Origin of the sequence: Flavobacterium piscisymbiosum, assembly GCF_020905295.1 — a bacterium.
GTDB lineage: Bacteria > Bacteroidota > Bacteroidia > Flavobacteriales > Flavobacteriaceae > Flavobacterium > Flavobacterium piscisymbiosum.
Genome location: NZ_JAJJMM010000001.1, coordinates 48,779 through 74,068 on the forward strand (window position 1 = coordinate 48,779; position 25,290 = coordinate 74,068).

General features: G+C 32.9%; 30 protein-coding genes, 3 tRNA genes and 1 pseudogene. 13 read left to right on the forward strand and 21 right to left on the reverse strand.

All coding sequences use genetic code 11. The features are described from left to right. Positions 1-76: 76 nt before the first annotated feature. Positions 77-1,207, reverse strand: a complete 1,131-nt coding sequence (tgt, locus tag LNP81_RS00235; protein ID WP_194620279.1) for a tRNA guanosine(34) transglycosylase Tgt — start codon at positions 1,205-1,207, stop codon at positions 77-79. Positions 1,208-1,560: 353 nt separating this feature from the next. Here tgt and LNP81_RS00240 point away from each other — a divergent pair, with 353 nt between their 5' ends. The 4 genes from LNP81_RS00240 (at position 1,561) to LNP81_RS00255 (ending at position 5,202) form a co-directional block, all read left to right on the forward strand. Next, positions 1,561-2,433 carry a polysaccharide deacetylase family protein gene (locus LNP81_RS00240; protein WP_230032422.1) on the forward strand — a complete coding sequence of 291 codons (873 nt, stop codon included), beginning with the start codon at positions 1,561-1,563 and terminating at the stop codon, positions 2,431-2,433. 211 nt (positions 2,434-2,644) lie between these two features. Beyond that, positions 2,645-2,965 carry a hypothetical protein gene (locus LNP81_RS00245; RefSeq protein ID WP_173971180.1) on the forward strand — a complete coding sequence of 107 codons (321 nt, stop codon included), beginning with the start codon at positions 2,645-2,647 and terminating at the stop codon, positions 2,963-2,965. A 345-nt stretch (positions 2,966-3,310) separates the two neighbouring features. Continuing rightward, positions 3,311-4,162: a transketolase gene (locus LNP81_RS00250; RefSeq protein WP_194620285.1), complete on the forward strand. Its 852-nt coding sequence runs from the start codon at positions 3,311-3,313 to the stop codon at positions 4,160-4,162. A gap of 86 nt (positions 4,163-4,248) precedes the next feature. Then, positions 4,249-5,202, forward strand: a complete 954-nt coding sequence (locus LNP81_RS00255; RefSeq protein WP_065451154.1) for a transketolase family protein — start codon at positions 4,249-4,251, stop codon at positions 5,200-5,202. Between the two features lie 517 nt (positions 5,203-5,719). Here LNP81_RS00255 and bamM read toward each other — a convergent pair. Beyond that, on the reverse strand, positions 5,720-6,925 hold the full coding sequence (gene bamM / locus LNP81_RS00260; RefSeq protein ID WP_230032424.1) for a BamM family beta-barrel-assembly machinery protein: 1,206 nt from the start codon (positions 6,923-6,925) through the stop codon (positions 5,720-5,722). Positions 6,926-7,004: 79 nt separating this feature from the next. Here bamM and LNP81_RS00265 point away from each other — a divergent pair, with 79 nt between their 5' ends. Continuing rightward, positions 7,005-7,394: an RNA-binding S4 domain-containing protein gene (locus LNP81_RS00265; RefSeq protein ID WP_065451152.1), complete on the forward strand. Its 390-nt coding sequence runs from the start codon at positions 7,005-7,007 to the stop codon at positions 7,392-7,394. A gap of 110 nt (positions 7,395-7,504) precedes the next feature. After that, positions 7,505-8,005: a phosphoribosyltransferase domain-containing protein gene (locus LNP81_RS00270; protein ID WP_230032425.1), complete on the forward strand. Its 501-nt coding sequence runs from the start codon at positions 7,505-7,507 to the stop codon at positions 8,003-8,005. On the opposite strand, the gene LNP81_RS00275 is transcribed toward LNP81_RS00270, so the two are convergent. After that, on the reverse strand, positions 7,997-8,515 hold the full coding sequence (locus LNP81_RS00275) for a shikimate kinase (protein ID WP_230032427.1): 519 nt from the start codon (positions 8,513-8,515) through the stop codon (positions 7,997-7,999). The two genes, LNP81_RS00270 and LNP81_RS00275, sit on opposite strands and share 9 nt — an antisense overlap. 127 nt (positions 8,516-8,642) lie before the next feature. Between LNP81_RS00275 and LNP81_RS00280 the strand changes: the two genes are divergently transcribed. The 3 genes from LNP81_RS00280 to LNP81_RS00290 all read left to right on the forward strand — a co-directional run bounded on the left by LNP81_RS00280 (position 8,643) and on the right by LNP81_RS00290 (position 8,952). Then, positions 8,643-8,715 (forward strand) — tRNA-Lys (locus LNP81_RS00280). Between the two features lie 39 nt (positions 8,716-8,754). Continuing rightward, a tRNA-Lys gene (locus tag LNP81_RS00285) sits at positions 8,755-8,827 on the forward strand. A gap of 42 nt (positions 8,828-8,869) precedes the next feature. After that, positions 8,870-8,952: transfer RNA gene (locus LNP81_RS00290), tRNA-Leu, on the forward strand. 730 nt (positions 8,953-9,682) lie between these two features. On the opposite strand, the pseudogene LNP81_RS00295 reads toward LNP81_RS00290, so the two are convergent. From LNP81_RS00295 to LNP81_RS00320, 6 genes and pseudogenes are all read right to left on the reverse strand, one after another. Further along, positions 9,683-10,468: pseudogene (locus LNP81_RS00295) on the reverse strand (recombinase family protein); the annotation flags it as partial. Then, positions 10,365-10,655 carry a hypothetical protein gene (locus tag LNP81_RS00300; protein WP_230032429.1) on the reverse strand — a complete coding sequence of 97 codons (291 nt, stop codon included), beginning with the start codon at positions 10,653-10,655 and terminating at the stop codon, positions 10,365-10,367. The pseudogene LNP81_RS00295 and the gene LNP81_RS00300, both read right to left, overlap by 104 nt. A 275-nt stretch (positions 10,656-10,930) precedes the next feature. Next, positions 10,931-11,248 (reverse strand): hypothetical protein, encoded by a 318-nt coding sequence (locus LNP81_RS00305; protein ID WP_230032431.1) that lies wholly within the window; start codon positions 11,246-11,248, stop codon positions 10,931-10,933. Positions 11,249-11,267: 19 nt separating this feature from the next. Further along, complete coding sequence (locus LNP81_RS00310; protein ID WP_230032432.1) at positions 11,268-11,615, reverse strand: hypothetical protein; 348 nt, start codon at positions 11,613-11,615, stop codon at positions 11,268-11,270. A gap of 11 nt (positions 11,616-11,626) precedes the next feature. Next, entirely contained in the window at positions 11,627-12,484 is an 858-nt protein-coding gene (locus LNP81_RS00315) for a hypothetical protein (RefSeq protein WP_230032435.1), read from the reverse strand. A gap of 63 nt (positions 12,485-12,547) precedes the next feature. Next, positions 12,548-13,126, reverse strand: coding sequence for a hypothetical protein (locus LNP81_RS00320; RefSeq protein ID WP_230032438.1), 579 nt, complete (start codon positions 13,124-13,126; stop codon positions 12,548-12,550). Between the two features lie 179 nt (positions 13,127-13,305). On the opposite strand from LNP81_RS00320, the gene LNP81_RS00325 reads away from it, so the two are divergent. Next, positions 13,306-13,710 carry a helix-turn-helix domain-containing protein gene (locus tag LNP81_RS00325; protein ID WP_230032442.1) on the forward strand — a complete coding sequence of 135 codons (405 nt, stop codon included), beginning with the start codon at positions 13,306-13,308 and terminating at the stop codon, positions 13,708-13,710. A 138-nt stretch (positions 13,711-13,848) separates the two neighbouring features. Next, a complete protein-coding gene (locus LNP81_RS00330; protein WP_230032443.1) occupies positions 13,849-14,124 on the forward strand; it encodes a hypothetical protein in 276 nt (91 codons plus the stop codon). 316 nt (positions 14,125-14,440) lie between these two features. On the opposite strand, the gene LNP81_RS00335 is transcribed toward LNP81_RS00330, so the two are convergent. After that, a complete protein-coding gene (locus LNP81_RS00335) occupies positions 14,441-14,659 on the reverse strand; it encodes a hypothetical protein (RefSeq protein WP_230032445.1) in 219 nt (72 codons plus the stop codon). Between the two features lie 306 nt (positions 14,660-14,965). Here LNP81_RS00335 and LNP81_RS00340 point away from each other — a divergent pair, with 306 nt between their 5' ends. Together LNP81_RS00340 and LNP81_RS00345 are read left to right on the forward strand one after the other, a co-directional pair. Next, positions 14,966-15,355, forward strand: a complete 390-nt coding sequence (locus tag LNP81_RS00340; protein ID WP_230032447.1) for a plasmid mobilization protein — start codon at positions 14,966-14,968, stop codon at positions 15,353-15,355. Continuing rightward, the gene (locus LNP81_RS00345; protein ID WP_230032451.1) at positions 15,343-16,587 is read left to right on the forward strand and encodes a relaxase/mobilization nuclease domain-containing protein; all 1,245 of its coding nucleotides are present in this window, start codon (positions 15,343-15,345) and stop codon (positions 16,585-16,587) included. Before LNP81_RS00340 ends, LNP81_RS00345 begins: the two co-directional genes overlap by 13 nt. A 96-nt stretch (positions 16,588-16,683) precedes the next feature. Here the strand turns inward: LNP81_RS00345 and LNP81_RS00350 are convergent, their stop codons facing one another. The 11 genes from LNP81_RS00350 to LNP81_RS00400 all read right to left on the reverse strand — a co-directional run bounded on the left by LNP81_RS00350 (position 16,684) and on the right by LNP81_RS00400 (position 25,290). After that, entirely contained in the window at positions 16,684-17,145 is a 462-nt protein-coding gene (locus tag LNP81_RS00350) for a YjcQ family protein (protein WP_230032456.1), read from the reverse strand. Between the two features lie 176 nt (positions 17,146-17,321). Beyond that, positions 17,322-17,939 carry a lysozyme inhibitor LprI family protein gene (locus tag LNP81_RS27430; protein WP_346432751.1) on the reverse strand — a complete coding sequence of 206 codons (618 nt, stop codon included), beginning with the start codon at positions 17,937-17,939 and terminating at the stop codon, positions 17,322-17,324. Between the two features lie 33 nt (positions 17,940-17,972). Beyond that, on the reverse strand, positions 17,973-18,293 hold the full coding sequence (locus LNP81_RS00360; protein WP_230032462.1) for a hypothetical protein: 321 nt from the start codon (positions 18,291-18,293) through the stop codon (positions 17,973-17,975). Between the two features lie 147 nt (positions 18,294-18,440). Further along, positions 18,441-18,926, reverse strand: coding sequence for a hypothetical protein (locus LNP81_RS00365; RefSeq protein WP_230032464.1), 486 nt, complete (start codon positions 18,924-18,926; stop codon positions 18,441-18,443). Between the two features lie 178 nt (positions 18,927-19,104). Continuing rightward, a complete protein-coding gene (locus LNP81_RS00370; RefSeq protein WP_230032466.1) occupies positions 19,105-19,686 on the reverse strand; it encodes a hypothetical protein in 582 nt (193 codons plus the stop codon). Positions 19,687-19,911: 225 nt separating this feature from the next. Then, positions 19,912-20,286 carry a BRCT domain-containing protein gene (locus tag LNP81_RS00375; protein ID WP_230032468.1) on the reverse strand — a complete coding sequence of 125 codons (375 nt, stop codon included), beginning with the start codon at positions 20,284-20,286 and terminating at the stop codon, positions 19,912-19,914. 4 nt (positions 20,287-20,290) lie between these two features. Continuing rightward, positions 20,291-20,503: a hypothetical protein gene (locus LNP81_RS00380; protein ID WP_230032471.1), complete on the reverse strand. Its 213-nt coding sequence runs from the start codon at positions 20,501-20,503 to the stop codon at positions 20,291-20,293. Between the two features lie 158 nt (positions 20,504-20,661). Further along, complete coding sequence (locus tag LNP81_RS00385) at positions 20,662-21,228, reverse strand: hypothetical protein (RefSeq protein ID WP_230032474.1); 567 nt, start codon at positions 21,226-21,228, stop codon at positions 20,662-20,664. A 136-nt stretch (positions 21,229-21,364) separates the two neighbouring features. Beyond that, on the reverse strand, positions 21,365-21,793 hold the full coding sequence (locus tag LNP81_RS00390; RefSeq protein WP_230032478.1) for an ASCH domain-containing protein: 429 nt from the start codon (positions 21,791-21,793) through the stop codon (positions 21,365-21,367). Beyond that, positions 21,756-23,261, reverse strand: a complete 1,506-nt coding sequence (locus tag LNP81_RS00395; protein ID WP_230032486.1) for a PIN domain-containing protein — start codon at positions 23,259-23,261, stop codon at positions 21,756-21,758. Before LNP81_RS00395 ends, LNP81_RS00390 begins: the two co-directional genes overlap by 38 nt. A gap of 238 nt (positions 23,262-23,499) precedes the next feature. Further along, positions 23,500-25,290 carry a S1C family serine protease gene (locus tag LNP81_RS00400; RefSeq protein ID WP_230032488.1) on the reverse strand — a complete coding sequence of 597 codons (1,791 nt, stop codon included), beginning with the start codon at positions 25,288-25,290 and terminating at the stop codon, positions 23,500-23,502.

Below are 25,290 nucleotides of genomic sequence, written 5' to 3' on the forward strand. Positions count from 1 at the left end.
GCTCAGGTTTCAGGTTTCAAGTTTCAAGTTGCTAAAACAACCTGAAACCTGAAACTAAAAAAACTTGAAACTTTTTTTAAAGTCTTTGACTCATATTTTTAACCATCATTTCTTTCCATGGTCTAAAATCTCCTGCTAAGATATGTTTTCTGGCTTCACGAACCAACCACATATAAAAACCAAGATTATGAATAGTTGCAATTTGTTTTCCTAAATATTCGTTAGCAGCAAATAAGTGACGTAAATATGCTTTTGTATATTCAGTATCTACAAAAGTATGCCCCATTTCGTCGATTGGCGAAAAATCAGCTTCCCATTTTTTATTTTTGATGTTTATTGTTCCGTTTGCCGTAAACAACATGCCGTTTCTGGCATTACGAGTTGGCATAACACAATCGAACATATCAATACCTAACGCAATATTTTCCAGAATATTTATCGGAGTTCCAACACCCATTAAATAACGAGGTTTATCTTCCGGCAAAATTTCACAAACCACTTCGGTCATCGCGTACATTTCCTCAGCAGGTTCACCTACAGATAAACCACCAATGGCATTACCCTGTTGTCCAGCATTGGCAATATATTCAGCAGATTGCTGACGTAAATCTTTGTAAGTACTTCCCTGAACGATCGGGAAAAAAGTTTGCTCGTAACCATATTTATAAGGCACTTTATCCAAATGGCTGATACAACGATCTAACCAACGGTGCGTCATGTGCATCGAGCGTTGAGCATATCTGTAATCACAAGGATAAGGCGTACATTCATCAAAAGCCATGATAATATCAGCTCCAATGGTACGTTGAATTTCCATCACACTTTCTGGTGAAAAAAAGTGATATGAACCATCAATATGCGATTTAAACTTTACTCCTTCTTCCTTAATTTTTCTGTTATTCGAAAGAGAATATACCTGATATCCACCAGAATCCGTCAAAATATTACGATCCCAATTCATGAATTTATGCAATCCACCCGCTTTTTCAAGAATTTCAGTTTGCGGACGTAAATATAAATGGTATGTATTTCCCAGGATAATATCCGGATTAATATCTTCTTTTAGCTCACGCTGGTGTACTCCTTTTACAGATGCAACCGTTCCAACAGGCATAAAAATAGGCGTTTCGATTACGCCATGATCTGTAGTAATACTTCCCGCTCTCGCTTTAGATTGCGGATCTTTTTTCAATAAATCAAACTTCATCTGTTTCTTTTTTCAGTCGGCAAAGATAGGCTAATTTGAGGAAAATTTAATCAATTAGATAATTTGTCCATTAGAAAATGAAATAATGATTTTCACCAACCTAAAAGCTTGATTTTTCGAGTTAGAATTTTGGGATTTGGAATTTATTTTTTTTACGGGCGTTCCCGCCGCGGCGGATCGGGCTATTCGCTGCAAGTCCTCGCACTTCCTTCGTCAGGCTGTGGGCTTTTCACTTCTATCCCTAACGCAAAAAAACGTGACATTTCCAAGAGAAATTTCTAAATTTGAATAAACCTTATTGTCAGGCTGAGCGGAGTCGAAGCCCCGCGTGCCAACAACACAAACAAAATAAAATGAACTTAGCTCAAAAACTTGGATATCCCGAAAATACTAAACTACTAATCATTCATGCCGATGATGCCGGATTATCACATTCCGAAAATCAAGCCACCATTCAAACCCTTCAAAACGGTTTTGTAAACTCTTATAGTATAATGGTACCTTGTCCGTGGTTTTACGAAATGGCAACCTTTGCCAAAAACAATCTCAATTACGATTGCGGAATTCACCTAACCTTAACTTGCGAATGGGAAAATTATAAATTTGGCCCGGTTCTTCCCATTTCCGAAGTTTCAAGTTTAACAGATCAAAACGGGTATTTTTATAAAACCCGAAAAGATTTTAAAGAACACGCAAAACCATCCGAAATTAAAAAAGAACTCACCGCCCAAATCGAAAAAGCATTACAATTTGGCATCCAGCCTACCCATCTCGATTCGCACATGTGCAGCGTTGGCGTAACACCTGAGGTTTTAGAAATCTACAAAGAATTAGGTAAAACCTACAATTTACCAGTTTTCATCAATAAAGAATTCGTTCAATCGATTAGTTTATCAGACGAAAAATACAATTTCGAAAACACACTTTTAGCCGATAATCTTTTAATTGGCTATTTTTCCGATTTCGAAAAAGGAGAACTAAAATCTTCTTATGCAAAAGCTTTAGACAGTGTTCAACCAGGATTCAATGTCTTTTTACTTCATCCTGCTTTTGATGATCGCGAAATGCAAGGCATTACGATCAATCATCCAAATTTTGGTTCAGCCTGGCGCCAAATCGATCTTGACTTTTTCACCAGCGAAAAATGCCAATCAAAACTAAAAGAAAACAACATTCAAATGATTACCTGGAGAGATATCCAGAGAATTAGAGAACTTACTAATTAGACAATTTGTCCATAAAAAAATGAGATAATTATCACGATACAAAATCAATCTCACTTTAATTTCAATTTGGAATTTTAGATTTTAGATTTGGAATTAAATATTTGAAATTAAAATTTATGTGAATACTGCAATATCCTGATTCTAAAAATATAACATTTTGAAACAATTGATTTCGTAACTTTATAAAACAATTAAAATAAAATCAGAGATCATGATAAATTCAGAAGAAAAAAATCCTGTAGATTTAGATCAAATTAAAGATGATCAAATCGAGAAAAACCTGGAGAACTTAGATTATCCTTCCAATGAAGATATTTACAATCAGGAAGAAAAACTAGAAGATATAGATCCGGAAGGAATTTCCGGCGAAAGAACTATAAATCCGGACAACAACAATAACGAATGGAAACAAAACAGTGATAAACTCGGAAATGATTTAGATATTCCCGGTTCAGAGCTTGACGATGAGCAGGAAGAAATTGGCTCTGAAGACGAAGAAAATAATTTTTATAGCGAAGGCGATACAGAATAAGCCCTTTTTGTCCCAGATTACAAGAATTACAATAGATTTTTGCCACAGTTTACAAGATAATAGATTTTTCTACATCAATTTAATCTTGTAATCTGTGGCAAACTTTTTTTATACAGAATCTCTTTTTTGCCACAAATAAAACTGATTAATATCGATTTTTTTTTAATCAATTTGATCGTTTTTGTCTGTGCCAAACTTTTTTTCCCTCAACAAGATTTACTTTTTTTTCTAAATCAATAAAAAAAGGGCTAAAATTTAACAATTACAGCAAACTAAAGCGAAAAATCATTTGTCAGCCCGCAAAATAAAAATTACTTTTGCACCAGTTTAACTTTTACACATAAAATGAAGCCTAACACACAACAATTAAGCGATTTAACTATCCAAGTAAGAAGAGATATTCTTCGAATGGTACATGCTGTCAACTCAGGTCACCCAGGTGGTTCACTAGGTTGTACTGAATTTTTGGTAACTCTATACCAAAACATTATGGAGCGTAAAGAAGGTTTTGATATGGACGGAATTGGAGAAGATATTTTCTTCCTTTCAAATGGTCATATTTCTCCTGTATTTTATAGCGTATTAGCACGTAGCGGTTATTTCCCTGTTTCAGAACTTGCAACTTTCAGATTATTAAACTCACGTTTACAAGGGCACCCAACAACTCACGAAGGATTGCCTGGAGTTCGTATGGCTTCTGGTTCATTAGGACAAGGTTTATCTGTAGCTCTTGGTGCTGCACAAGCAAAAAAATTAAATGGTGATAATCACCTAATCTATACTTTACACGGAGATGGTGAATTACAAGAAGGTCAAAACTGGGAAGCGATCATGTATGCTTCTGCTAAAAAAGTAGACAACCTTATTGCAACTGTTGACGTTAACGGAAAACAAATTGATGGTACAACTGACGAAGTTTTAGCAATGGGAAGTATCCGTGCAAAATTTGAAGCTTTTGACTGGGACGTTCTTGAAATCAAAGAAGGAAACAACATCGATGCTATCATTGCAGGTTTGACAGATGCAAAATCAAGAACAGGAAAAGGAAAACCAGTTTGTATTTTATTATATACTGAAATGGGTAACGGAGTTGATTTTATGATGCATACGCACGCTTGGCATGGTAAAGCACCAAACAATGACCAATTAGAAAGTGCTTTGGCTCAAAACTATTCTGCAGATCAAATCGACTATTAAAAAAGTGTTCAGTCTCAGTGCACAGATTTCAGTTTAAAACTCAAAATCTTAATCACTTAGAAACTTAGCATCTCAAAAAGACAAAAATGAAAAAATATACAAATACAGGAAGTAAAGATACTCGTTCAGGTTTTGGAGCGGGAATGACTGAACTAGGTCAAAAAAACGAAAAAGTAGTAGCACTTTGTGCTGATTTAATTGGATCATTAAAATTTGATGATTTCAAAAAAAATCACCCGGAGCGTTTTTTCCAAATTGGTATTGCAGAAGCTAACATGATTGGTATCGCTGCAGGTTTAACAATTGGAGGAAAAATTCCTTTTACAGGAACTTTCGCTAACTTCTCTACAGGAAGAGTTTACGATCAAATTCGTCAATCTGTTGCTTATTCTGATAAAAACGTAAAAATCTGTGCTTCTCACGCTGGTTTAACATTAGGAGAAGACGGAGCAACTCACCAAATCCTTGAAGATATTGGTTTAATGAAAATGTTGCCAGGAATGACTGTAATCAATACTTGCGATTACAACCAAACCAAAGCTGCAACATTAGCATTAGCAGATCATCACGGCCCTGCTTATTTACGTTTTGGTCGTCCGGTTGTACCTAACTTTATGCCAGCTGACGAACCTTTCGTAATTGGAAAAGCAATTTTATTAAACGAAGGAACAGATGTAACAATCGTTGCAACAGGACACTTAGTTTGGGAAGCTCTGATCGCTGCAGAAGCATTAGAAGCTAAAGGAATTTCTGCCGAAGTAATCAACATTCACACTATTAAACCCCTTGACGAAGAAGCGATTCTAAAATCATTGGCAAAAACTAAATGTGTGGTAACCGCAGAAGAGCACAACATTCTTGGAGGTCTTGGAGAAAGCGTTTCAAGAGTATTAGCTTTAAACAATCCTGCTCCACAAGAGTTTGTTGCTGTAAACGATAGTTTTGGTGAATCTGGAACTCCTGAGCAATTAATGGAAAAATACAAATTAAACAATCAAGCAATTGTTGAAGCTGTAGAAAGAGTTATCAAAAGAAAATAATTTTAAATTTTCTTACTTTATATCAAAAACCCCGAAATCACTTTCGGGGTTTTTAGTTTGTACTAAAGAATAAACATCAGCACAAGGAAAGATCAGTAAAAAAACACAGCTAACGGACTCGAACCTGAATTAACAAAATTCAAAACCAGACAAATCTGAACTTCTCTAACTTCAGATGCTGAACTAAATAATTGATGATACCCCCCAAGCACATCATTATAAGTTTAAAAAAAATCATGACTCCATCTTATTAGACTCATAGCTTCTTTCTATTTTACAACATCCTTAACCGATCTTTAATTTCAACAAAAGTCCTACTAAACTCTTGCTGTTTTCTTTAAACATTTGATTGTTATTCTTACAAACCTACTATTTTGTTTTAGATATTCATTACGGGAAAACGTAAACTGATAAATTAATCTCTAAAAACTTTACACTTTTATACCAAAAAGTTTTTTGACCATAAAAAAACCCCGAAAGTGATTTCGGGGTTTTTAGTTTATTATTAATCAAAAAGTTAATTCTTTTTAACCGGGTATGTTTTATCAAGATGAATTCTTAAACGGCCTGAAGCTTTATAATCCTCTTCTACAAATTTTCTAGGATTAGTTGAAGACTCCGGCTTGGCAGGATCTGTAAGTTCTCCTGTTGGCTTTCTAGGAATCCCCCAAGGCTCATACTCATCTGTATTTGGAGTATTCGGATTATCTGCAGTAGGATCCCACGGATAATAGAATCTCGCTCCGTAATTAAAAGGCTCTCCGTTTAAAGTTCCATTACCAATTTGTCCTGTTGGTTTTGTAAGTTCAAACAAAGTAGTAAACCCATCACCATCATCATCAAAATCTAAATAATCAGCTATTCCGTCACCATCTGTATCATCAATTAATTCCTTTGGCGGATTTGGATATTTAGTTGTATTTCTAAAATCATAAAGATAACCATCACCATTAAGATCTTCTAAATAATCAGGAACACCATCACCAACAGTAATTCTTTGTCCGGTTGACGAAGAAGTACTATATTCATTATCCATTCTCTGAAGATCAAATAGCTTAAAACTAAATACTAAACAAGAATATGCCGCACCATCAGTACCTACAGTACCATTGTAATAAGCTAAACCTGAAGGTAAAAACATAACTCCCGCACCAAAATTATCATAGGTAATAACACCATTTCCTGCGGTCGTCGAAGTACCCGTTTTAAATTGAGGAAAAATCTCAGACCAGCCCTCGATCACAGTGCCTTCAGGTGAGTATGCGAATAAATTAAAAGTTTCTGCATTTCCATAAGAACTATCAAAAACTTTTCCATTTAACAAATTACCTGAATAAGAAGTTACTATCCTATCTGTATTTGTAGGCGAATTTCCTGATCCTTTTCTTAAGGATAAAAAATAAACCTCATAATCTACATCATTACTATAGACAGGTCTGGTCTGCAATGGATACTCTTTTTGATCCCAAATTGAAACATTTCCATCACCAGGAACTATTTTTTTTATCACGACATCCAGATCCTGCGGAGTTCCGGGAGCATGTATAACAGTCATGTAATTTGTCTTTAAATAATTAACAATAGAATCATTATCAGCTTTGTATTGTTCTTTATAATCTCTTAGAGGCACAGTTACAACATCATCATCATCATCACTTTTATTACAAGACACAATCCCTATTCCTGCAAGTAATAAAATAAAATAATATTTAAATTTATTCATTATTGTTAATTTTTTAAGTGCGCAAGATACAATATTGATTTATTTTTGTAAAGAATTTAACTTTCAATTTAGAAAAATTATGCGAATAGATAAATACTTATGGTGCGTACGTTATTACAAAACCAGAAATATGGTTACTGAGGCCTGTAAAAAGAACCATGTTACAGTAAATGGGCAGGTTGCCAAACCATCAAAAGAAGTCTTTCCAACAGATAAAATTACCTTTAGAAAAGATCAGATTACACAAATTATTACTGTACTTGACATTCCCGAAAGTCGTGTTGGGGCAAAACTGGTAGATATATACAGAAAAAATGAAACCCCAGCCGAAGCTTACGCACATTTAGAATTACTAAAACTATCTAAAGAACACTATCGTAAAACCGGCACAGGAAGACCAACTAAAAAAGACAGAAGAGATATCGACGAATATGGTAATGATATTATTGATGATGAAGAAACTGAGTAAAGTCCAAATTTTTTAATCCCGAAGCTTCGGGACCAAATTCCAATCAAAAAATCTGAAATCTAAATTCTAATATCTAAAATTCTAATTGTATTTTAGCAAAAAAATAAATCATGAGCAAAAACATCATCTTAACAAATCAGGAAATCGAACATAAAATAAAACGTATCGCCTATCAGATATACGAAACATTTGTTGACGAAGAAGAAGTTGTAATTGCCGGAATTGCTTCTAACGGATCTATTTTTGCCCAAAAAATTGCTTTAGCCTTAAGCACGATTTCAACACTTAAGGTTTCTCTTTGCGAAGTTAAAGTCGACAAACAAAATCCGCAGTTGCCTATACAAACTTCTTTAACAAAGGAAGAATACGAAAATAAAGGATTGGTACTTGTAGACGACGTCTTAAATTCGGGCACTACATTAATCTATGCTGTTCGTCATTTCTTAGACGTTCCGTTAAAGAAATTCAAAACAGCAGTGCTTGTGGATCGAAATCATAAAAAATATCCTGTAAAGGCCGATTTTAAAGGTATCTCCTTATCGACCTCTTTATTAGAGCATGTTCAGGTTGTTTTTGACGACAACGGCGACGATTATGCTTTTTTAAGCTAAGATTTCAAGAATATCCTGAACTGTTTCATCGACAGCTTTATTATCAACCGAAACTTTATGTTGTGCGTGGTTATAATAATAGCTTCTGTCGAACAAATGCTTTGCGATAAACTCTCTCATTTCCTCTTCATTCATATTAGCAATTAGCGGGCGTTTGCTTTTGTTATGAATTAATCTATTATATAAAGTATCGATTGAAGCCTTTAAATAAATCGAGGCAACATCATCTCTTTTTAATAATTCATGGTTATTGGCATAACAAGGTGTTCCTCCGCCTAAACCTATGATGCTATTTTCTGAAGATTGAAGTAATTCCAGAAACATTTCATGCTCTAATTTCCTAAAATGGATCTCTCCAAATTGCTCGAAAATCTCATTTATAGATAATTTTGCTTTATTTTCGATACATTTATCTAAATCCAGAAACGGAATATTTGTAATTTTTGACAAGTTTTGGGCAATTGTTGACTTTCCGCAGCCCATATATCCTAATAATATAATCTTTTTCATTTTAATAAGAACCTAAAAATTAAGGTGTTGTAAATTTTGAGTAAAAAAAGACAAATTTATAATAAATAAGCTTGCAAATATCAAAAATAACTCCTTATATTTGCACCCGCATTCAAGGAAAGAATATGACTCGATAGCTCAGTTGGTAGAGCACATCACTTTTAATGATGGGGTCCTGGGTTCGAGCCCCAGTCGGGTCACAAAATTTGTGATTTACAAAATACTTTCCCTGATAGCATGACTCGATAGCTCAGTTGGTAGAGCACATCACTTTTAATGATGGGGTCCTGGGTTCGAGCCCCAGTCGGGTCACAAAAGGTCGAGTATTTATTTACTTGACCTTTTTTTATTTTAGGCCACGTGGAGAAACGGTAGACTTGCCATCTTGAGGGGGTGGTGCTCGTAAGGGCGTGTGGGTTCAAATCCCACCGTGGTCACTTGACGGGGCAAAGAAGATTTTTTCTTCTTTGCCCCGTTATTCTTTGGGTCTAATTCCTCATTAATTAAGTAAACTAGCTGAACGACCTCATTTATTCTTGTGGTTCGAAACTGCTTTTCTTCGATTGTGAATTTTTCAGGATATATTGAACCGATAATATTCCGAAAGTGAGTTAGATCCGCTTCACTACAACATTCGTTTAGCCTCATTAAATTTTTTATTCCTGCTTTTAATAGATCGGTAATACTAATGTTCTCTCCTGCTAAATCTGCTAATTTAATTTCAAGTCGATGAATTTTATTGTCATAATCCGTTTTCATCTCAGTGTAATCTTTCACTTCAATCTTTCTTGAAGCCAGCAAATCTCTGATATAAGAAATCTTCTGTTCAAATTCTTTCAGCTGAGAAATGACTCTGTTCTTTTCTGCGATTGATTCCTTATTGAAATCATTAAAATATTCTTTAACAGCCGTAATGTAAATCTTTTCTGTTTGAGGTTTTGGAATATACTTTCTCAGTTGATCGTAGAAAATGCGGTTAACCTCACATGATCTGATTCTGTAATTACAGCCTTTATAGCAATGATAATATGAATAATGACTATTCCTGCCTTTAGATATGCTTGCAGTTAAAATTTTATCGCATAAAGGGCATTTAAATAAACCTCGAAGCGGAAACGGTTCGGAGGTTACCGACTTAGTCCTGAAATTCTTTCTTCGTCCGTCTAAAACATCCTGAACAAGATAAAACAGCCCTTCAGAAATTAACGGCTCATGCGATCCCATTACATATTTTGCTTCCTCATCCTTATATTTGGGAATCAATATTTTTCCGCAGTAAACAGGATTACGGATCTGTCTCCAAAAATTATTTTTACTCGTTTTAAGTCCTTTCATTTTCGCCTGAAGAAAAATCTGTTCTGTATTAAAAATATCTTTTGCAATTTCTTCAAAACACCATTTTAAGATAGATGCTTCAGGCTGGTCAAACGTTATATATTTCTTACCATCTTCGGTAATTTTATTTATATAACCAGACGGAGCCAGCCCCATGTAACGCCCCTCTTTCCTTGCTCTTCTCATACCGTGAAAAGTGTTTAATGCCCGTCTGTCATTTTCTACTTCAGGAGCTGCAAGATAAAAAGCAAGCATCATTTTGTTTTCTGGAATAGACAAATCCAAAGGCTGTTCTATTGCCTGAGGCTCGACACCAAGTCTTCTCAGTGTATTAATCATCTGGTATGCATCACCTGCATTTCTGCTGAATCTGTCCCATTTGGTGAACAAGATAAAATCAGTTTTGTTTTTGTACTTTTTAATTGTTGCCAGATAAAGTTTCCATTTGGGTCTATTAAATGTTTTTGCAGAATGATCTTCATAAATAACATCCCTTATATAAATAGAATTAATCTCACAATACTTTCTTAGCATTTCCTCTTGGTTTCTTTGAGAGTAACCTTTTTCCGCTTGCTCGTCCGTACTCACTCTCACGTATAAATCTGCTGTCTTTTTCATCCCTTTTCTTCTTTAAATAGTTTAAAACCGTTACTCTGGCAAGCAGTCGCAAAAAATCTAATACTCTTCCTGCCTGTTCAAGCGTTACATCTACATTCTCATCTTTCAGCATTTTCATGGCTTGCTCTGCCGTCATTTTTCCTCTTTCATTCTCATCTTCATTTCTCATTTCACAATTCCTCTTCATTAAAAAAAGACCGAGTCTCGGTCTTTTTTGTTCCACAATCATTCATCGGCATAAAGTTAAAACACTTTTCTCTTTTTATCCTGCGCAAAATTTGGGTAGGATAACACAAATATAAAACCTAATCTACTGAGGATGATAAGTAAAATTTACTTATCATCACTCAATCCAATTTTTGATTCTGACAAAGATAAAATGCTTTTCTCTCACTTTCATGGACATAATATGTCCATAAAAATGGTGCTATCATTATTGATAGACTTATTTAGTATTAGGATTCATTTATCTTCCTTCTGCTTATTGAGCATTCTGTATATTTCATCCAGAACCTCTATTTCTGCACTTGGAATAAGCTGAAGGGCAAGTTCCAGAACAGAACCTATGTATATTTCTCTGTTATCAAGTTCATCCGAATAAATGATATTCAGGCACATTCGGATGAGATTCACTCCCAGACACGTCATATCTGTGTATCCATAAAATCTTATCTCACGTATTGATTCCCCTTCTTTGTCCTTGGCAGGCTTGAGCACTTTAAAATGATAAGATGCAAAATCTTTAAATTCTTCCAATGTTTTTATTTTGTCAGTTTCCATAATTTTCAAATATTAAATCTTAATCTAGACATTCTGTTTCTTTTCTATTTTCTGAAAACAGATCTGTAATCTCATTTAAAAATTCAAATTCGTCAACTGGAAATAATTGCAGTGCAATCCCCAGTATAAACCCAACATCAATGTATTTGTTTTGAATCGTTGGCGGAACTTCTGCGCTGTCCTGATCTAAAGCGATAATGCACAGCCTCATCAGGTTTCTAACAACAGAACCGAGTTCGCAATAGCCATAAACCCTGATCTCTGCATTATACATCCCTCTTTTATCCTCTGCTTTTTTCAGGGTATTAAGCAGTCTTCCGCTTAACACCCTGATGTCTTCCAGTTTTTTGATTTCATCGGTTTCCATAACTTCTGTTTTTATGCTGATAAAGCTTCCTGCTGATGAATTCCCTCAAGCCTCTCCAGTTCATTCTGAATCATGACTTCTGCTTCTTTCATAAATTGACGGCATCTGTCTTCCATCAGCCCATAGTACAGATAATCAAAACTGTTCCTTCTGCTGAATCGAAGCGTATTTGGGTTCTTTTTCAAAAGCTTGAACATATTTTTTTCATCACTGCTGTTTCTTGGAAAGTATTCAGAAGTCAAATTCGTGAAATACTCGCAAAGCTCAAATAAGTAACCTAGAGAAAAGTGGTTCGGCGTATATCCCAGAAATACCCTTATAAGGGAAAGGCAGGTCTGTTCCACAATCTGATGAAGGGAACACATTCTGACTTCATAAGAGAAATACTGGTCGTTATTATAGATAAGATCCCAGATCGATTCAGTAATATTTCTTCTGTCTCCTGCGTATGATGCAGTACTTTTCATATATCTTTTTTCTGGATTCTTAGCCCAGATTATCGGCGACTTGTAAGCATCTATATGAATTCTCTGCGCATTCTTAAAAATGTTCCAGAAGAAATACTGCTGGTCTCCGTATAATTTCACGATATTTCTCAGTCTATGCATGAGAATGGTTACCGTTATCTGGCCTCTTGATCTGCTCTTTATTTTATCGGTAAGATCATTGCCGATATTATCCTCGAACTCTTCGGCTATGACCAGCAGATAAAGATGTACATGCTTTTCTTTCTGAACGGGCTTCTGAAAAGGCTCATTAAAAGTATAACTGCTTTTCTTCTGTGCAAAACAGTAGATGCCTATCGGATCAATGTTCTGTGAAATAACTCGATAAATTAAATCGGACGTGGTGTTTTGAATTGCTTTCATAATTTTACTCATTTTAGTTAATACTTATTCGAAGTTTGGTTTTGTGTGGTATATTATCAAAAATTAATCTGGTGAGAGATTCTTTTCTTTTTGCGTTTCAGCGAGATCAGATTTACAGATCCTCTCAATACCTCTTTCTTTCATTAATTCCCCTGCATCGAGCATTTTTGTTAAATGAATATAGGGTGTCATGAGATCGGAGTCGGGATCGCAAGCATAACGAGATAAAGAAAGCTCAACGATTTCAAATAAGAAAGATTCAAATTGTTCGAGCGTTTTCTCTTCAAACGCTTTTTGAAGCACCAAAAAAGGATTATCAAATTCTTCCTTTGTCAGAGAAGAAAGATGAAACACATCCTCTAATCGGGTCGACTCTTTCACTTTCCATTTCCTGCTTTTACCTTTCAGGCTGTGGCAGATTTTAACAAAAGAACAAATAGCACTATAAAAGACAAAAACATTGCTGGGGTCGTTCTGTTTGTACACCTTTCTCTTATGGCAGTATAGTACTGCTTCGCTTAAATTCTGTTTGTAATAATCAAGATGTGCAAAGTCAAAAACAGCATCAAATGCCTCAAATGGATTTCCTGCCGTAAACCCTGCCCAAAATCTTGTATTGAAGGATATTTTATTCTTTTTCATGGCGGTAAGATTTAAAATTCACAGCGAAGTTCCTGCTATTCAACAGGATAATCTATTCCGTAATTGGATATAATATCTGACAAAAGGGATATTTTACAGTATATTTTTTTATCTTTGGAATTCAGATTTTTTAATCCAGATAACTTTATCTTTGAAACTTCAGAAAACTAACAATCATTATGGAACAGAAAATTCATCAGGGAAGAAATGTTAAACGCTTCAGGGAAATGCTTGGCATCAAACAAGAAGCTCTTGCTTATGATCTGGGAGAAGACTGGAATCAGAAGAAAATTTCAATGCTGGAACAGAAAGATGTAATTGAAGATAAACTGCTCAAACAGATTTCTGATTCTTTGAAAATTCCTGTTGAAGCTTTTCAGAATTTTGATGAAGAGCAGGCGATAAATATTATTGCTAACACTTTTCATGAAGGAGCAATTGCAAATAATTCTGGATATATCAATTGTACATTTAATCCAATTGATAAAATTGTACAAATACATGAAGAAAAAATTGCATTGTATGAGCGTATGCTGAAAGAAAAAGATGAAATGATGAAAAGGCTTGAACAATTAATCAAATAAGTAAATGTCGAAATGATTCAAATTTGGAGAAAATCCAAAATCCAAATAAGCTTTTATAAAAGATATATTAATTCCAAAAAGAGACTTTCGAGTCTCTTTTTGTTTTCAAATACTCTCTAAATACCCAATACACAATTCATGAATAAAACTATAAATCTTAGAGTTAAAAAGGAAATTGACCGAACGAGTGAGGCTAAGGTGTTAAAGCTTAAAGGAGCTTTAATCACAAAAGGATATACTGAAATAATTCATATCAAAGACGAAAACGAAGATTTTTACCTAAATACATTTTCAACTGATCCAGACAGGAAAAAGGAAGCTGAAAATTATGTTCTGGAATTTATTACTTTTAACGGACTAAATGACAGCATATTTTTGATTGATAATGTAAAAAGCAATTTCACACTGCTTTAGTATCAAACCTTCTAAATCATTTCTAAAACAAAAAAAGCAAAGCAAGATATTGGACACAGCCAGAGAAGTGCGCATAACATTTTTTCGTTCCTAAAAAATGCCCTTCGGGACTTATAGCACTTCAGCTGTCTGACAGTCCAATTAAAGACTGCTTTCTTTTTTCCTTTTCTTTTAAAAATATTTTCGACAGATATCACCTTTCTAAACACATAAAAGCCAGTAAATTAAAAACAAGAATTAAAGATTTTACTATATATTTATCTCTAAATAAAACAGAAGATTTCCAATTCTATAATTCATTTGCTTATGAATCGTCTCAAAATTCTTTTTGTAATTCTTTTAAGCCTTTTATTCTTTGCCCTTGCATTTTTTTTACATCGCTATGAAAAAACCAAGATCTTGGAAAAGGAGCTTTCCCGCATTGATAAAGAAATTTATTTAAAAGAGGTTTATTATAAAAAGAAAGTAAAAGAGTTTGAAGAGCTGGAAAAGAAACATAAAAAGCAGACTGACCAACTAAAATCGGAGCTGTCAATTAAATGAATTTTATGATTCTTAAATCTCTAGTTTAAATATCCTATCTTAAAAGTTGCTTAGAAAACGCTTCAAAAAGATAACAGCCAACAGCTATCATGCGCAAAATTTACTTAGGATAGGAATCTTCAAAAGATAAACTTAATTTAGTATTTAGACTTTTAAAATTCTTCAAGATGCCACGTTCCTGCATCTAGCAAGATGAACGGTTGTTTAACAACCGCCTATCTTGCCACCTATTGCCTCGGAACTCGGCGGTGGAGAATCTTAAAAGCAAAGAGTTTGATAATAATGAAAATGAAAGATGATGAAAAGAGAAAATTCAAACAGAACACGAATTGTGGGACTGCGATTCACTCCTTTGGAGTATGCCGAACTGGAAAAAAGATTCAGAGCAAGCACCTGCCGAAAATTAAGCGACCACATCAGAAGCCACTTATTCAACAAACCAATTGTCGCCACTTACAGAAACCAGTCTTTAGACGAACTGATGGAAGAGACAGCTGTGCTTACTTCCGAATTACGGGCAATCGGCAATAATATCAATCAGATTGCCAGAAAGATAAACACGCTCAAAACAGTTCCCGATTTCAAAGGACACCTTTATCTGTTCGAGATCCAGAGAAAAAGGCTTTTTGATAAAATGGAGGAGGTCTCAAGCCACACTCAGAAAATAGCAGAAAAATGGTTGCAGTGATAAAAACAAGTTCGTCCATAAGAGCCGTTCTGAATTACAACGAGAATAAAGTTGAAATCGGAAAAGCTGAATGCATCAGTGCTGTAAATTATCCGCTGGAATTGGAAAAACTGAGTTCCTCTTCAAAATTAAACCGCTTTCTGAAACTGGCAGAACTCAATACCAATGTGAGGCGGAATACGGTGCATATCTCTCTCAACTTTGATCCTTCGGAAAATCATTCGAAAGAAAAACTGGCTGAAATAGCAGACACTTATATGGAAAAACTGGGATTCGGCAGACAGCCTTATCTGGTATACCAGCATTATGATGCAGGACATCCGCACTGCCATATAGTGACAAACAACATTCAGAGAGACGGTAAAAGAATTGACCTGCATTTATTAGGAATCAGAAAATCAGAACCTGCCCGAAAAGAAATTGAAGAGATGTTCGGACTTGTAAAAGCAGAAGGAAGAAAACAGAAAGAACAATTTTCGTTAAATCCGATAGATATCGGCAGAGTCCAATACGGAAAAGCAGAGTCCAAAAAGGCTATCAATTCAGTTTTAAATCAGGTGTTGTTTGACTATAAATATTCAAGTCTGCCTGAACTCAATGCGGTTTTAAATCTTTATAATGTCCATGCTGACAGAGGAAGCGAGGAATCGAGAGTTTTTAAAAATAATGGATTGCTTTACAAGATCCTTGACGAGAATTCAAAACCGATAGGCGTGCCGATAAAAGCCAGCGAATTCTACAGCAGACCTACTTTAAAATTTCTGGAAGGAAAGTTTAAGTCTAATGAAGCTGAGAAAGAACCCTATAAAAAATATGTGAAAAATGTCATAAATCTGGTTTTCATTCGCGAAGACATAATTTCTCCCGAAAAATTATCGAAGATATTAGAACGAGAAAGCATTAATATGATACTGAGAAAAAGCAATGAAGGAAAGCTTTACGGAATAACTTACGTTGACCATAAAACCAGATCAGTCTTCAACGGAAGCAGTCTGGGAAAGGAATTTAGTGCAAAGGGGATTCAAGAAAGCTGTGCCATGCACATTCTTACACTTGAAAGGAAATACCAAAAGTCCAACTCAACAGGTTCAGCAAACTTTCAAGATGTTGAATTAAGAGAGTATGTAAAAGAAAATCTTACAAATATTCTACTTCGTGGAGAGAAAGTAAATGACTATGTATCAAAACAATTTAAGCAAAAGAAGAAAAGAAGAATTCATAAAGGACTTTAAAAATCTAAGGGTGTATTTTTACACCCTTAACTTTGTCTCCACTATTTCTTATTCATTCCAATTTTTGGTTTAATTTTCGCACCGCTAAAGTTGAAATCATTTTAAATCTATTCCAAATATTTCTTTTATTGCCCATAAAATTACAACTACTAATAAACCTGATATTAGTTTGTTTTCTGAAATAAGTTTCCAAATATTCAATATTAATGAACTTGCTTTTACTTCGGTTTTTGGATTTATAGTTGTGTTACTTGTTATCGAATTATTTGATGATTGGTTTCCATAATTATTCCCTGCAATATAGTTTTCAGCAATAATTGTCGATTTAACTTTTTCTCTACTATCTTCTTCAAGGTATTTAATTCCTTTAAATTCAATTTTAGCAACTATGTTTTCATTAGTGATAACTCGACACTTAATATATTTTTCTTTTTTAAGGTTAGACAATGCATTTTTAAGACGATTTTTATCAGTGTCCATATTTGAAACATCAATTGGTTTTCCGTTATTATTTTCGGATAAATATTTAAGTATTTTATATTCTAAGTTGTCTTCCATATTTCGGGTTTCTAAACTGAGGTATTACCTTCTCACGCTACATCCAGTTTGGGATTAAGTTAGCCTTATCTTCTAATTTGCAAAATCTTCCAAATACAAAAACCCAACTTCAAATTAAGTCTAATGCCCAAATTACTTATTGCGTGAGTTGGTAGTAATTTTTTTATTCGGTTAATCTAGTTAGAACTTCTTCTAATTCTAATGTTCGTTCTTTTATTCATAAAGTTCATTGCAGTTATAAAAATTCCTTCTCTTCCAATTTTTATCTGCAAATCTTCAAATGAATATAAAAAATCTTTTTCTAAATCAATTTGTTTTGCCCAATTTATTTGAGTTTCGACTAATTTAGTTTTTTGCGGTGCAATAAGTTTTATTAATAAAGATTGATATATTCTATTCAATTCTTTTTCCCACAAATCAGTATGCTTAGTTATACATTCTCCCCATTCCGCATTAGTTGTCCATTCACAATTATCAAAAGACTTTTCAATCCAATGAATTTTTTCTTCTGAATTTCCAGCAGATAAACGCCCACCTCTTAATTCTAATTTTTCATCTAAACTTTCTAATATTTTGGGACCATTTTCAATAACCCAATTTGCATTCCTTTGGTCATATTCGATACCGTGTGATGCTTTGTTTAAAGTGCTAATAATATCAATTAATGATATTTTTTCTGCATTTGTTATAATGTCTTCTTTTGCTAATGCTTCTATTAATCTAGTTACAGAAAATCTATTACTTTCAATACTATATTTGTCGGCTAAAGTTCTTAATCTTTTTTCTATTTCTATTCTAAATCCTACTAAAGCTAATTCTTCATTCTTTTATGCAATTTCTATGAAAGTATAAGTTTCTGTATGTTTGCTTTCAATAATTTCGGTTTTTGATTCAGTTTTTATAAGTCCAGCTTTTATAGCTTCATCTTCCAATTTTTTAAAATCTTGAAACTCTACTTTTAATCCTCCAGGTAATTCAACTGATTTCAATAAAGGTTCAAGCCAAGGTATGATGGCAATAATAATTAAAGTTATAAAAATTGCATCAATTTTAAGATTAGGTAAAAACAAATGGATTAGTCCAACTAAAATTGCAGAAATTGTAATGAAAATTTGTGTCTTCTTTTTAATTGTCATATTTCGTTCCATTTTTCTGTGTTAAACTTACTGCGAACTTTTTGACGTTTAGCAAGTTTCCGACGTTCAAAAAGAATTATTTTTCTGTTAAAGATAAAATTTCTTGCGAAGCGCGAAACGTGATTTTACCGCCGAATTCGTAATCTTGCCTAACGGCTTTTAGCAGTAGGTCTTATTTTCGGCAATATATTTTGTTATTTCAAATTGCTTCAATTCTTCCATATTCTTTTGAGATATATTTATCCCCCATTCTGGTTTGCTTTTTTGCCCATCTTTTTCATAATTTTTATCTGTGAAAAGTGATGTTGGATTCCTCCAAACTTTTGATGGAATAAAAAACACAGAAGGCATTTCATTGTTTTTCAGTATTACTAATACTAAATATAAATTTTCTCTCAATTCATTTTTCCATTTATCTTTCGTCACAAAAATATATCCTGTTTTTTCTCTTACAGTTTTAACTTGAACATCAATGTGCTTATCATTGTCACTTCTTATTATGAAATCAATTCCCTTGTTGTCAACTTCACTTGTATAAATGTCAAAACCTGCAAATGTCATCCAAATTTTTGCCCAATATTCTCCAATTTTTCCAACTTGCAAATTGTTTAAATGGTCAAAAGTAAAATCATCAAATTTTGTCATTATTAGTTTTTCTTTTATAAGATTGCGGAAGTATTACGGATAACGTTCTCGTGCTCCACGTAGTTTCTGGTTATGGAAACCAAATCTTCGGATAAGTAGTAATTTATCATGCACAAAACCAACTTCAAATTTAGCCAATTCCCCGAATTGCTTATAGCGTGTGTTGGTGGTAGTAATTTTATGCGTTTCTGCCAAACCAAATTAAACTTCTTTCAGATTTCGGCATTATATTTTCATAAACATCTTGATACTCAATTGATACTTTATATTTCGAAATGTTTTCACGAATTAATCTTCTATTTTCTTTACTAATTTCATCATCATCTTCGCTCTTAAATAGAAATAATTGAAATTTTTCACTTGCTTTCATTACGATTCCTATAATGTTTCCTGTATAGTTGTCATAATCATCATTTATTAATTCGGGTAAACAATCATAAATTCTATTCATTTCCGTATTATTAGTTTCATTAATTATCGTATATTTTTTAATAATTAATGGTCCGTTCCCTTTGTTTTCTATAAAAATCTCCATAAAGTCTTCAGCATCAAAATACCCAATATGAAGAATTGGTCTGTGTTTTAGTTGTTCAATCTTAATATTTGCTTCGTTTCGTTTTTCAGATATTATTCCCAAATAATAAGTTACTAAAACACCCAACAATGCAATAATTGGCATAAATGTTCCATTTACATAATCTCCAAAATTGCCCCAAATTTCTGTGTCCTTTGATATTGTTGAACTACTGAAATTAATCATATAGATAATTATAGGAAATATTAAAATCAATAATAATATTATAATTCGGAAGTTTTTATTTTTCATTTATTATTCTCATTTTTTTGGATTACTGCCACCAAAGTTCTGCCGCGTGGCGAGGTTGGGGACTAAATTAAGATTTATGTTTTCGGTTAAGCACTAGTCTTTTCAAATACAAAACCATCTTTAAATTAAGCCTAAAACATCAATCTTGCCAAACGGTTATTAGGAGTAGGTGTTTTGAGGTATTTCTCCTGTCTCAATTAAATTGTGAAACTCTTCCGCACTTAACGATATAACATTTTGTTCTTCTGCTTTTTTTATTTTAGATGGTCCAGCATTTTCTCCACAACACAAAAAATTTAAATTAACTGTTATGCTTTTCGCGATATGAAAATTATTTTCTTCTGCTAATTTAGTTAATACACTTTTTTCGGTCGGTGAAAATCCCGTAAAACAGATTTCTATTTTAGGTTCTGCTTTAGGCTTTAATGCATATACTATATCCCAACCTTGTCTTTCTGTTAAATCATTTAGCTCTAATTCTGATAATATAGTATTAGAACGCAATATTCGTATTAGTTTTTCTGATAATGCCATTTATTTAATGATTTTGAAAGAAGACTTCAACTATTTCATTTTGTGTAATATTTTTGATTTCGCAATGTCCCAAATGTTCATATTCTTCCCAAGAAAGAACATCTTCAATTTCGAAATTATCATCAGATAACATTTCAAACATAGAAGTGTTGTTCTCTTCAGTCGAAACATATACAAACCCTTTTTGGTAATCAATCTTTTTTACAATTGCTTTCATTTTTGACGTTATTTTTTGGTTACACTTACCGCTGACGTTCTGGCGCTACACGAGGTTTGGGATTAAATTAAGCCTATCCTTCAGATTTGCCAAATCTTCAAAATACAAGACCTTTTTTAAATTTAGCCTAATACCCAAATCTCGTGTAGCTGTTATGGCTAGTTGTTTTTATATTCACGAGGTCTTTTCTTTAAGAAATTGCTTTTGTTGTCGCTAAAATTGTGTAAGGTATAAAAGTTTGTTTTGTGTGAATTTTGATAAGTTAAAAGTAATCCAAGGTCGCTAAACTCCTTGGGCATTTCTCTTCCAACATCTGTACGTTCTTGACCTCTTCTTTCTTCATATTTTCTATATTCTACATTAAGTTCGATACTCTCTGTAGTTTTGATTGGTTGAAGTTTATTTAATTTATCAATTAGCGTAAATTTTGGTCCATTTGGATTAAAGTTCAGTTCGGGATAAAATGCCGTTACTTCTGAATTATTTGTTATTCGGATTTTAAATTTCCAGTTCAATTCAAATATTCTAATTGCATTATTTCCATCAATGTAACCTTTTTCATTTACCTCGTTTTTTTGGCTAAATCCTCGAGGAGAGCTCCAACCTCCGTTATTTATAATTTCAATGGTCACTTCTGGTCTTGCTACATATCGTTTCCATAAAAACGGAACAACTGCTATTAAAAGCCCAATTATTATTCCTACTATTCCAATTATTATTTCCATAATTTAATTTCGCTGTAGTCTGTTTTACAATTAGTCATAACGTTCTGGCACTTGGCGATGTTAGGGATTAAAGATGCAGGGGTTTTCGGCTAAACACAAATTTCCCAAGTACAAAAAAACTATATTTAAATTCAACCTAAACCCCCAATCTCGCCAAACGGCTGTTAGCAGTCGTTTTTTGTTCGATGTAGATATAGGATTGTGGCGCGCAAAATTCTTCTATAAACTCTTCTGGTTCAATTTCCTCTTTAAATTTTACTACTTTATCAATTTTGATAGAGAAACCTTTTTCTGTGTTTTTATAATAGTCGAAAAAATCTTTTTCCGATATTCCACCAACGTCTTTAAATTCTTTCCAAATATTGGAAGGTGTATCTTCAATAACTTCTAATATCGTAAAATATCCAATTATCATTTTTTTAGGCATCGAAGAATAAATGAAAATTTTTTCAACTTCTCTCTTGAAAATTTTTTTACGAAATTCAACTTTTTTTGTTCCTGCCATTATCGCTTCTGCATAAATTGGCTTAATCGATAATATAACGTTGGTCAAAGTATTTTTCATCTTTTAATTCTTGATAATCAGTTTCTGATATTTTTGTAATTGTTTGTATTTTATTTTTAAAGCTTTTTATTTCTTTAATTTTTGGCAGTTTTACTTTCTTTTTCAAGTAAGTAATCTGTCGAAACGTAATAACATTTAATTCTCCTTTTTCGTTTAATTTTTCTAATAATTGTTCTTGCGAAAATACCGTCTTTTTACCAACAATTTTCCATAGTTCATCAAAATTTTTGACTATTTGTATAGTTTCTAAAATTCCAACTGGCTCAATTTCCTGATTAGTTTTTGAAGAATAAAAAAATAATAAATCGCCTTGTTTTAGATTCTTAATTTTAGAGTTTGAAATGTAAGCTTTTATGATTGTATTTCCTTGGATTTCATTTACACTATCTGGCGAAGTATCGAACAAAGTAGGTATTCTCAATTGTCCATCTTTGAAAAGATTACCATAATAATCAGGTCTTATTGGAATTGCAAATTTTGAAATCGTTGGATTGTCAATGTAAAATGGATGAATATTAATTGAATTTTCAGTAGCGTTTATTTGTTTTTTGTCTAAACATTTTATCATCTGAATTTCTATTAATCCTTGTTTGTTTTCAAACTCTATTTTATAGAAACCAAAGGTTTCTAATAGCTTGATTAGATGTTCTTGTTTCTCGTAAACAGTAAGATATAAATGATTTATTTTTTGATTAATACAATATTCAAACATTTTATTGAGAAATAATTCGCCTAGTTTTATCCCGAATGCAGTATCAGAAACTTTAAGCGTACAAATTTTGAGAGCTTTTCCAAATATATTCTTTAATTGATGTTCTTCTACAGTTTCAACGTTATAGATTAATATGGCTTGTAATTCATCATTAACAATCAATGTATAGCATTTTCTATTTTTAGTTAAGCATTTAGCCAACCATTTGTCAAAAATATCACCTCCATAATCTTCTCTCAAGCTATCAAAAAATTCAGAGTTGAATTTATTCTCAATTTCTCTTATGCTATGCTCTTTGAGAATTGGATGAGTTGGGATTTTAATAGTGAATTGCTCTTCTAATAAATAAAGAATTTGATTAACATCTAAAACCGTTGTTTGTAAACCAATTTTTTTTGCATTTTTATGAATTCCATTGTCTTGTGTAACAAATACATCTACATAACCTTTAGATAATTGGTATAATTGTTTATTGTCAATTTCGTCATTTATTTTTTTGCCTCCAATATGATTAGTGAATTCTATTGTAGGTTCTGAAAAATCTTTTAATTTTTCGTATTTATCAAGTTTGGATTTTATTATTTCTTTTCGATCGGTATTTTTATCTCGACTTATGTCAATAGGAATTGCATTTGGATGATAGAAAACTTTGCAATTATTGGTAATTGCTAATCTGTAAAATTCTGAAAACTGTTTATTAATGACTTTATTGTCTTCTAGGTTTATCAGAATATTTGTATCAATAAGAATTCTCAATTTTCCACTATTTTTCTCGTTTAAATTTCGGTTCTGGTAAAATGACTGCTAGCGTTGTAGCGTGTGTTACCACCTGTGCTTTTGCGTCTGTTTGTTGTGTATATTATTTCACTTTAATTTACCGTTCAATATTCTATTACAAATTTTCCGTCCACTATCAAATTTGGGGTTTGTAATGATCGACAAGAATTTTGAAAAATTTAGATTTTTAATTTGCTTATCGGATTTGTTTCTATTGTCATTGATTGATTTCAATTATGTAGGTGAATTTCTTTAAAATCTTTACTTGCTCAGTTAAAGGTTTACCTGTAACAGTGCTTATGGTTTGTAGTTTTGGAGATGTCGGCATTAGGTCAATAAGGTTCATTAAATAGGATGCTTTAACTGCATAAGAAGCGTTTTCTGCTCCAACATGTTTGGCATTTATAATTCCAATAATATTTCCTTTGTCATCAAACAATGGTCCTCCACTATTGCCTGGTTGAACTGGTGCAGTAATTTGATAAGAGGTAATGTCTCCTTGAAATCCAGATTTGGAACTAATAATACCATTTGTTAGTTTTACCTCATCTCCCATTGTTGCTCGCAAAGGATATCCTAAAACAAAAATTGAACTACCTACATCTGATGCACGATTTGCAATTATATAAGGGATTGTGCCTAATGTAGTAAAATTTGGATCATCAATTTTAACAATTGAAAGATCATTGTTTTTATCATCAACAATAACTTTTGCCGAGTAGGTTTTTGAAAAATCGCCATTAACTCCTCTAACTTTTATTGAAGTTGCACCATTTGTTACGTGATGATTTGTTGCAATGTATCCATTCGATGAAATTGCATAACCAGTTCCAGAAGATTTTTCAATTTTATTAGTGTTTTGTTCTATATTTTCATCTACTGTTGGATATAGTTTTAAGTACGTTAACTTTTCTCCTGACAATAATAATGTGAAGTATGCATAATTTTCAAAAGTTATATAACCATCAGGATTGAGTGTTTTATCTCCCATAAACCAATCGCATTTATAAAAATCAGGTGTTGCTGTCTTGTAAAGTCGTGCTTTAACTTCTCCAATTTTCCAGTGATTGCTTGTAGGTGCCAAATATGATTCTCCATCGCAATTGCAACCTCCAATTTTTTCACTTCCTTTGGGATTCCCTGATAAATATATCAAGTTGTAGTCACTTGCTTGTTTAACTAATGCTACTTGGTATTTCACGTCATAACTTCTCCAAGTCATATAACAGATAGTTTGACCATATCTATTAGTACAAGGAACTTCAATATCAGTATACGAACCAATAGATTCATATATACCCTCAAATTTACTCATTCCATTGGTTTTCCAGTGTTCTTTTAAGTTGTATTCGTCCCAAGTTTTACTGGAGGAGGAACTATTAATTTGTGACGATTGAAAGTAAATTTCATTTAAATATCCAATTTGCCCTTTGTATTCTGCTTTATAATAACCACTAATTGAAAATGATAGAATCTTAATGCTTGTGCCTGCAGGAATAACAGTAATTAGTTTTGACAATGGATTATCTGATTCTCTCATTTTTGCTTCACTTTTTAATATTTTAGTTTCATCTCTCGTATTATTTGATGATATAAGAGTAATTCCGTAAAAATGCCAAGACCCTGTCGAGCTACCTTCTATTAGATCGAATTGTGTAACAGATTTTGGAATAGCTTCAAATGTCGCAGAAAAGTTAACTGGCTTATATTGACTTGCTGGCGTAATTCCATTAGTATTTCCAATTCCATTTGTAGATGTTAATTTATATGTTTTGCCGTCTGCTTTTATGTAATAAGAACCATCTGTATTAGGTGGATTCAAAAAAATGTAAATTCCTTGTGCTTCGCTTCTTATGTATTCAAAATCTATGATGGTAGAGTAGTCATCACGAGTAATTTTTAGAATTTTTAAGTTGGAATCTTCTTGAGAATTGCATTTTGGATACTTATAGGTCTGTCCAAATGAATATTGTGATAGAAAAATAAAAATTCCTAAAATTAGTTTCAT

Bases quoted from the DNA above. Each gene is read 5' to 3' on its own strand.
- tgt (WP_194620279.1), bottom strand. From the start codon at position 1,207: ATGAAGTTTGATTTATTGAAAAAAGATCCGCAATCTAAAGCGAGAGCG.
- LNP81_RS00240 (WP_230032422.1), top strand. From the start codon at position 1,561: ATGAACTTAGCTCAAAAACTTGGATATCCCGAAAATACTAAACTACTA.
- LNP81_RS00245 (WP_173971180.1), top strand. From the start codon at position 2,645: ATGATAAATTCAGAAGAAAAAAATCCTGTAGATTTAGATCAAATTAAA.
- LNP81_RS00250 (WP_194620285.1), top strand. From the start codon at position 3,311: ATGAAGCCTAACACACAACAATTAAGCGATTTAACTATCCAAGTAAGA.
- LNP81_RS00255 (WP_065451154.1), top strand. From the start codon at position 4,249: ATGAAAAAATATACAAATACAGGAAGTAAAGATACTCGTTCAGGTTTT.
- bamM (WP_230032424.1), bottom strand. From the start codon at position 6,925: ATGAATAAATTTAAATATTATTTTATTTTATTACTTGCAGGAATAGGG.
- LNP81_RS00265 (WP_065451152.1), top strand. From the start codon at position 7,005: ATGCGAATAGATAAATACTTATGGTGCGTACGTTATTACAAAACCAGA.
- LNP81_RS00270 (WP_230032425.1), top strand. From the start codon at position 7,505: ATGAGCAAAAACATCATCTTAACAAATCAGGAAATCGAACATAAAATA.
- LNP81_RS00275 (WP_230032427.1), bottom strand. From the start codon at position 8,515: ATGAAAAAGATTATATTATTAGGATATATGGGCTGCGGAAAGTCAACA.
- LNP81_RS00300 (WP_230032429.1), bottom strand. From the start codon at position 10,655: ATGAAGAGGAATTGTGAAATGAGAAATGAAGATGAGAATGAAAGAGGA.
- LNP81_RS00305 (WP_230032431.1), bottom strand. From the start codon at position 11,248: ATGGAAACTGACAAAATAAAAACATTGGAAGAATTTAAAGATTTTGCA.
- LNP81_RS00310 (WP_230032432.1), bottom strand. From the start codon at position 11,615: ATGGAAACCGATGAAATCAAAAAACTGGAAGACATCAGGGTGTTAAGC.
- LNP81_RS00315 (WP_230032435.1), bottom strand. From the start codon at position 12,484: ATGAAAGCAATTCAAAACACCACGTCCGATTTAATTTATCGAGTTATT.
- LNP81_RS00320 (WP_230032438.1), bottom strand. From the start codon at position 13,126: ATGAAAAAGAATAAAATATCCTTCAATACAAGATTTTGGGCAGGGTTT.
- LNP81_RS00325 (WP_230032442.1), top strand. From the start codon at position 13,306: ATGGAACAGAAAATTCATCAGGGAAGAAATGTTAAACGCTTCAGGGAA.
- LNP81_RS00330 (WP_230032443.1), top strand. From the start codon at position 13,849: ATGAATAAAACTATAAATCTTAGAGTTAAAAAGGAAATTGACCGAACG.
- LNP81_RS00340 (WP_230032447.1), top strand. From the start codon at position 14,966: ATGAAAAGAGAAAATTCAAACAGAACACGAATTGTGGGACTGCGATTC.
- LNP81_RS00345 (WP_230032451.1), top strand. From the start codon at position 15,343: ATGGTTGCAGTGATAAAAACAAGTTCGTCCATAAGAGCCGTTCTGAAT.
- LNP81_RS00350 (WP_230032456.1), bottom strand. From the start codon at position 17,145: ATGGAAGACAACTTAGAATATAAAATACTTAAATATTTATCCGAAAAT.
- LNP81_RS00360 (WP_230032462.1), bottom strand. From the start codon at position 18,293: ATGGAACGAAATATGACAATTAAAAAGAAGACACAAATTTTCATTACA.
- LNP81_RS00365 (WP_230032464.1), bottom strand. From the start codon at position 18,926: ATGACAAAATTTGATGATTTTACTTTTGACCATTTAAACAATTTGCAA.
- LNP81_RS00370 (WP_230032466.1), bottom strand. From the start codon at position 19,686: ATGATTAATTTCAGTAGTTCAACAATATCAAAGGACACAGAAATTTGG.
- LNP81_RS00375 (WP_230032468.1), bottom strand. From the start codon at position 20,286: ATGGCATTATCAGAAAAACTAATACGAATATTGCGTTCTAATACTATA.
- LNP81_RS00380 (WP_230032471.1), bottom strand. From the start codon at position 20,503: ATGAAAGCAATTGTAAAAAAGATTGATTACCAAAAAGGGTTTGTATAT.
- LNP81_RS00385 (WP_230032474.1), bottom strand. From the start codon at position 21,228: ATGGAAATAATAATTGGAATAGTAGGAATAATAATTGGGCTTTTAATA.
- LNP81_RS00390 (WP_230032478.1), bottom strand. From the start codon at position 21,793: ATGAAAAATACTTTGACCAACGTTATATTATCGATTAAGCCAATTTAT.
- LNP81_RS00400 (WP_230032488.1), bottom strand. From the start codon at position 25,290: ATGAAACTAATTTTAGGAATTTTTATTTTTCTATCACAATATTCATTT.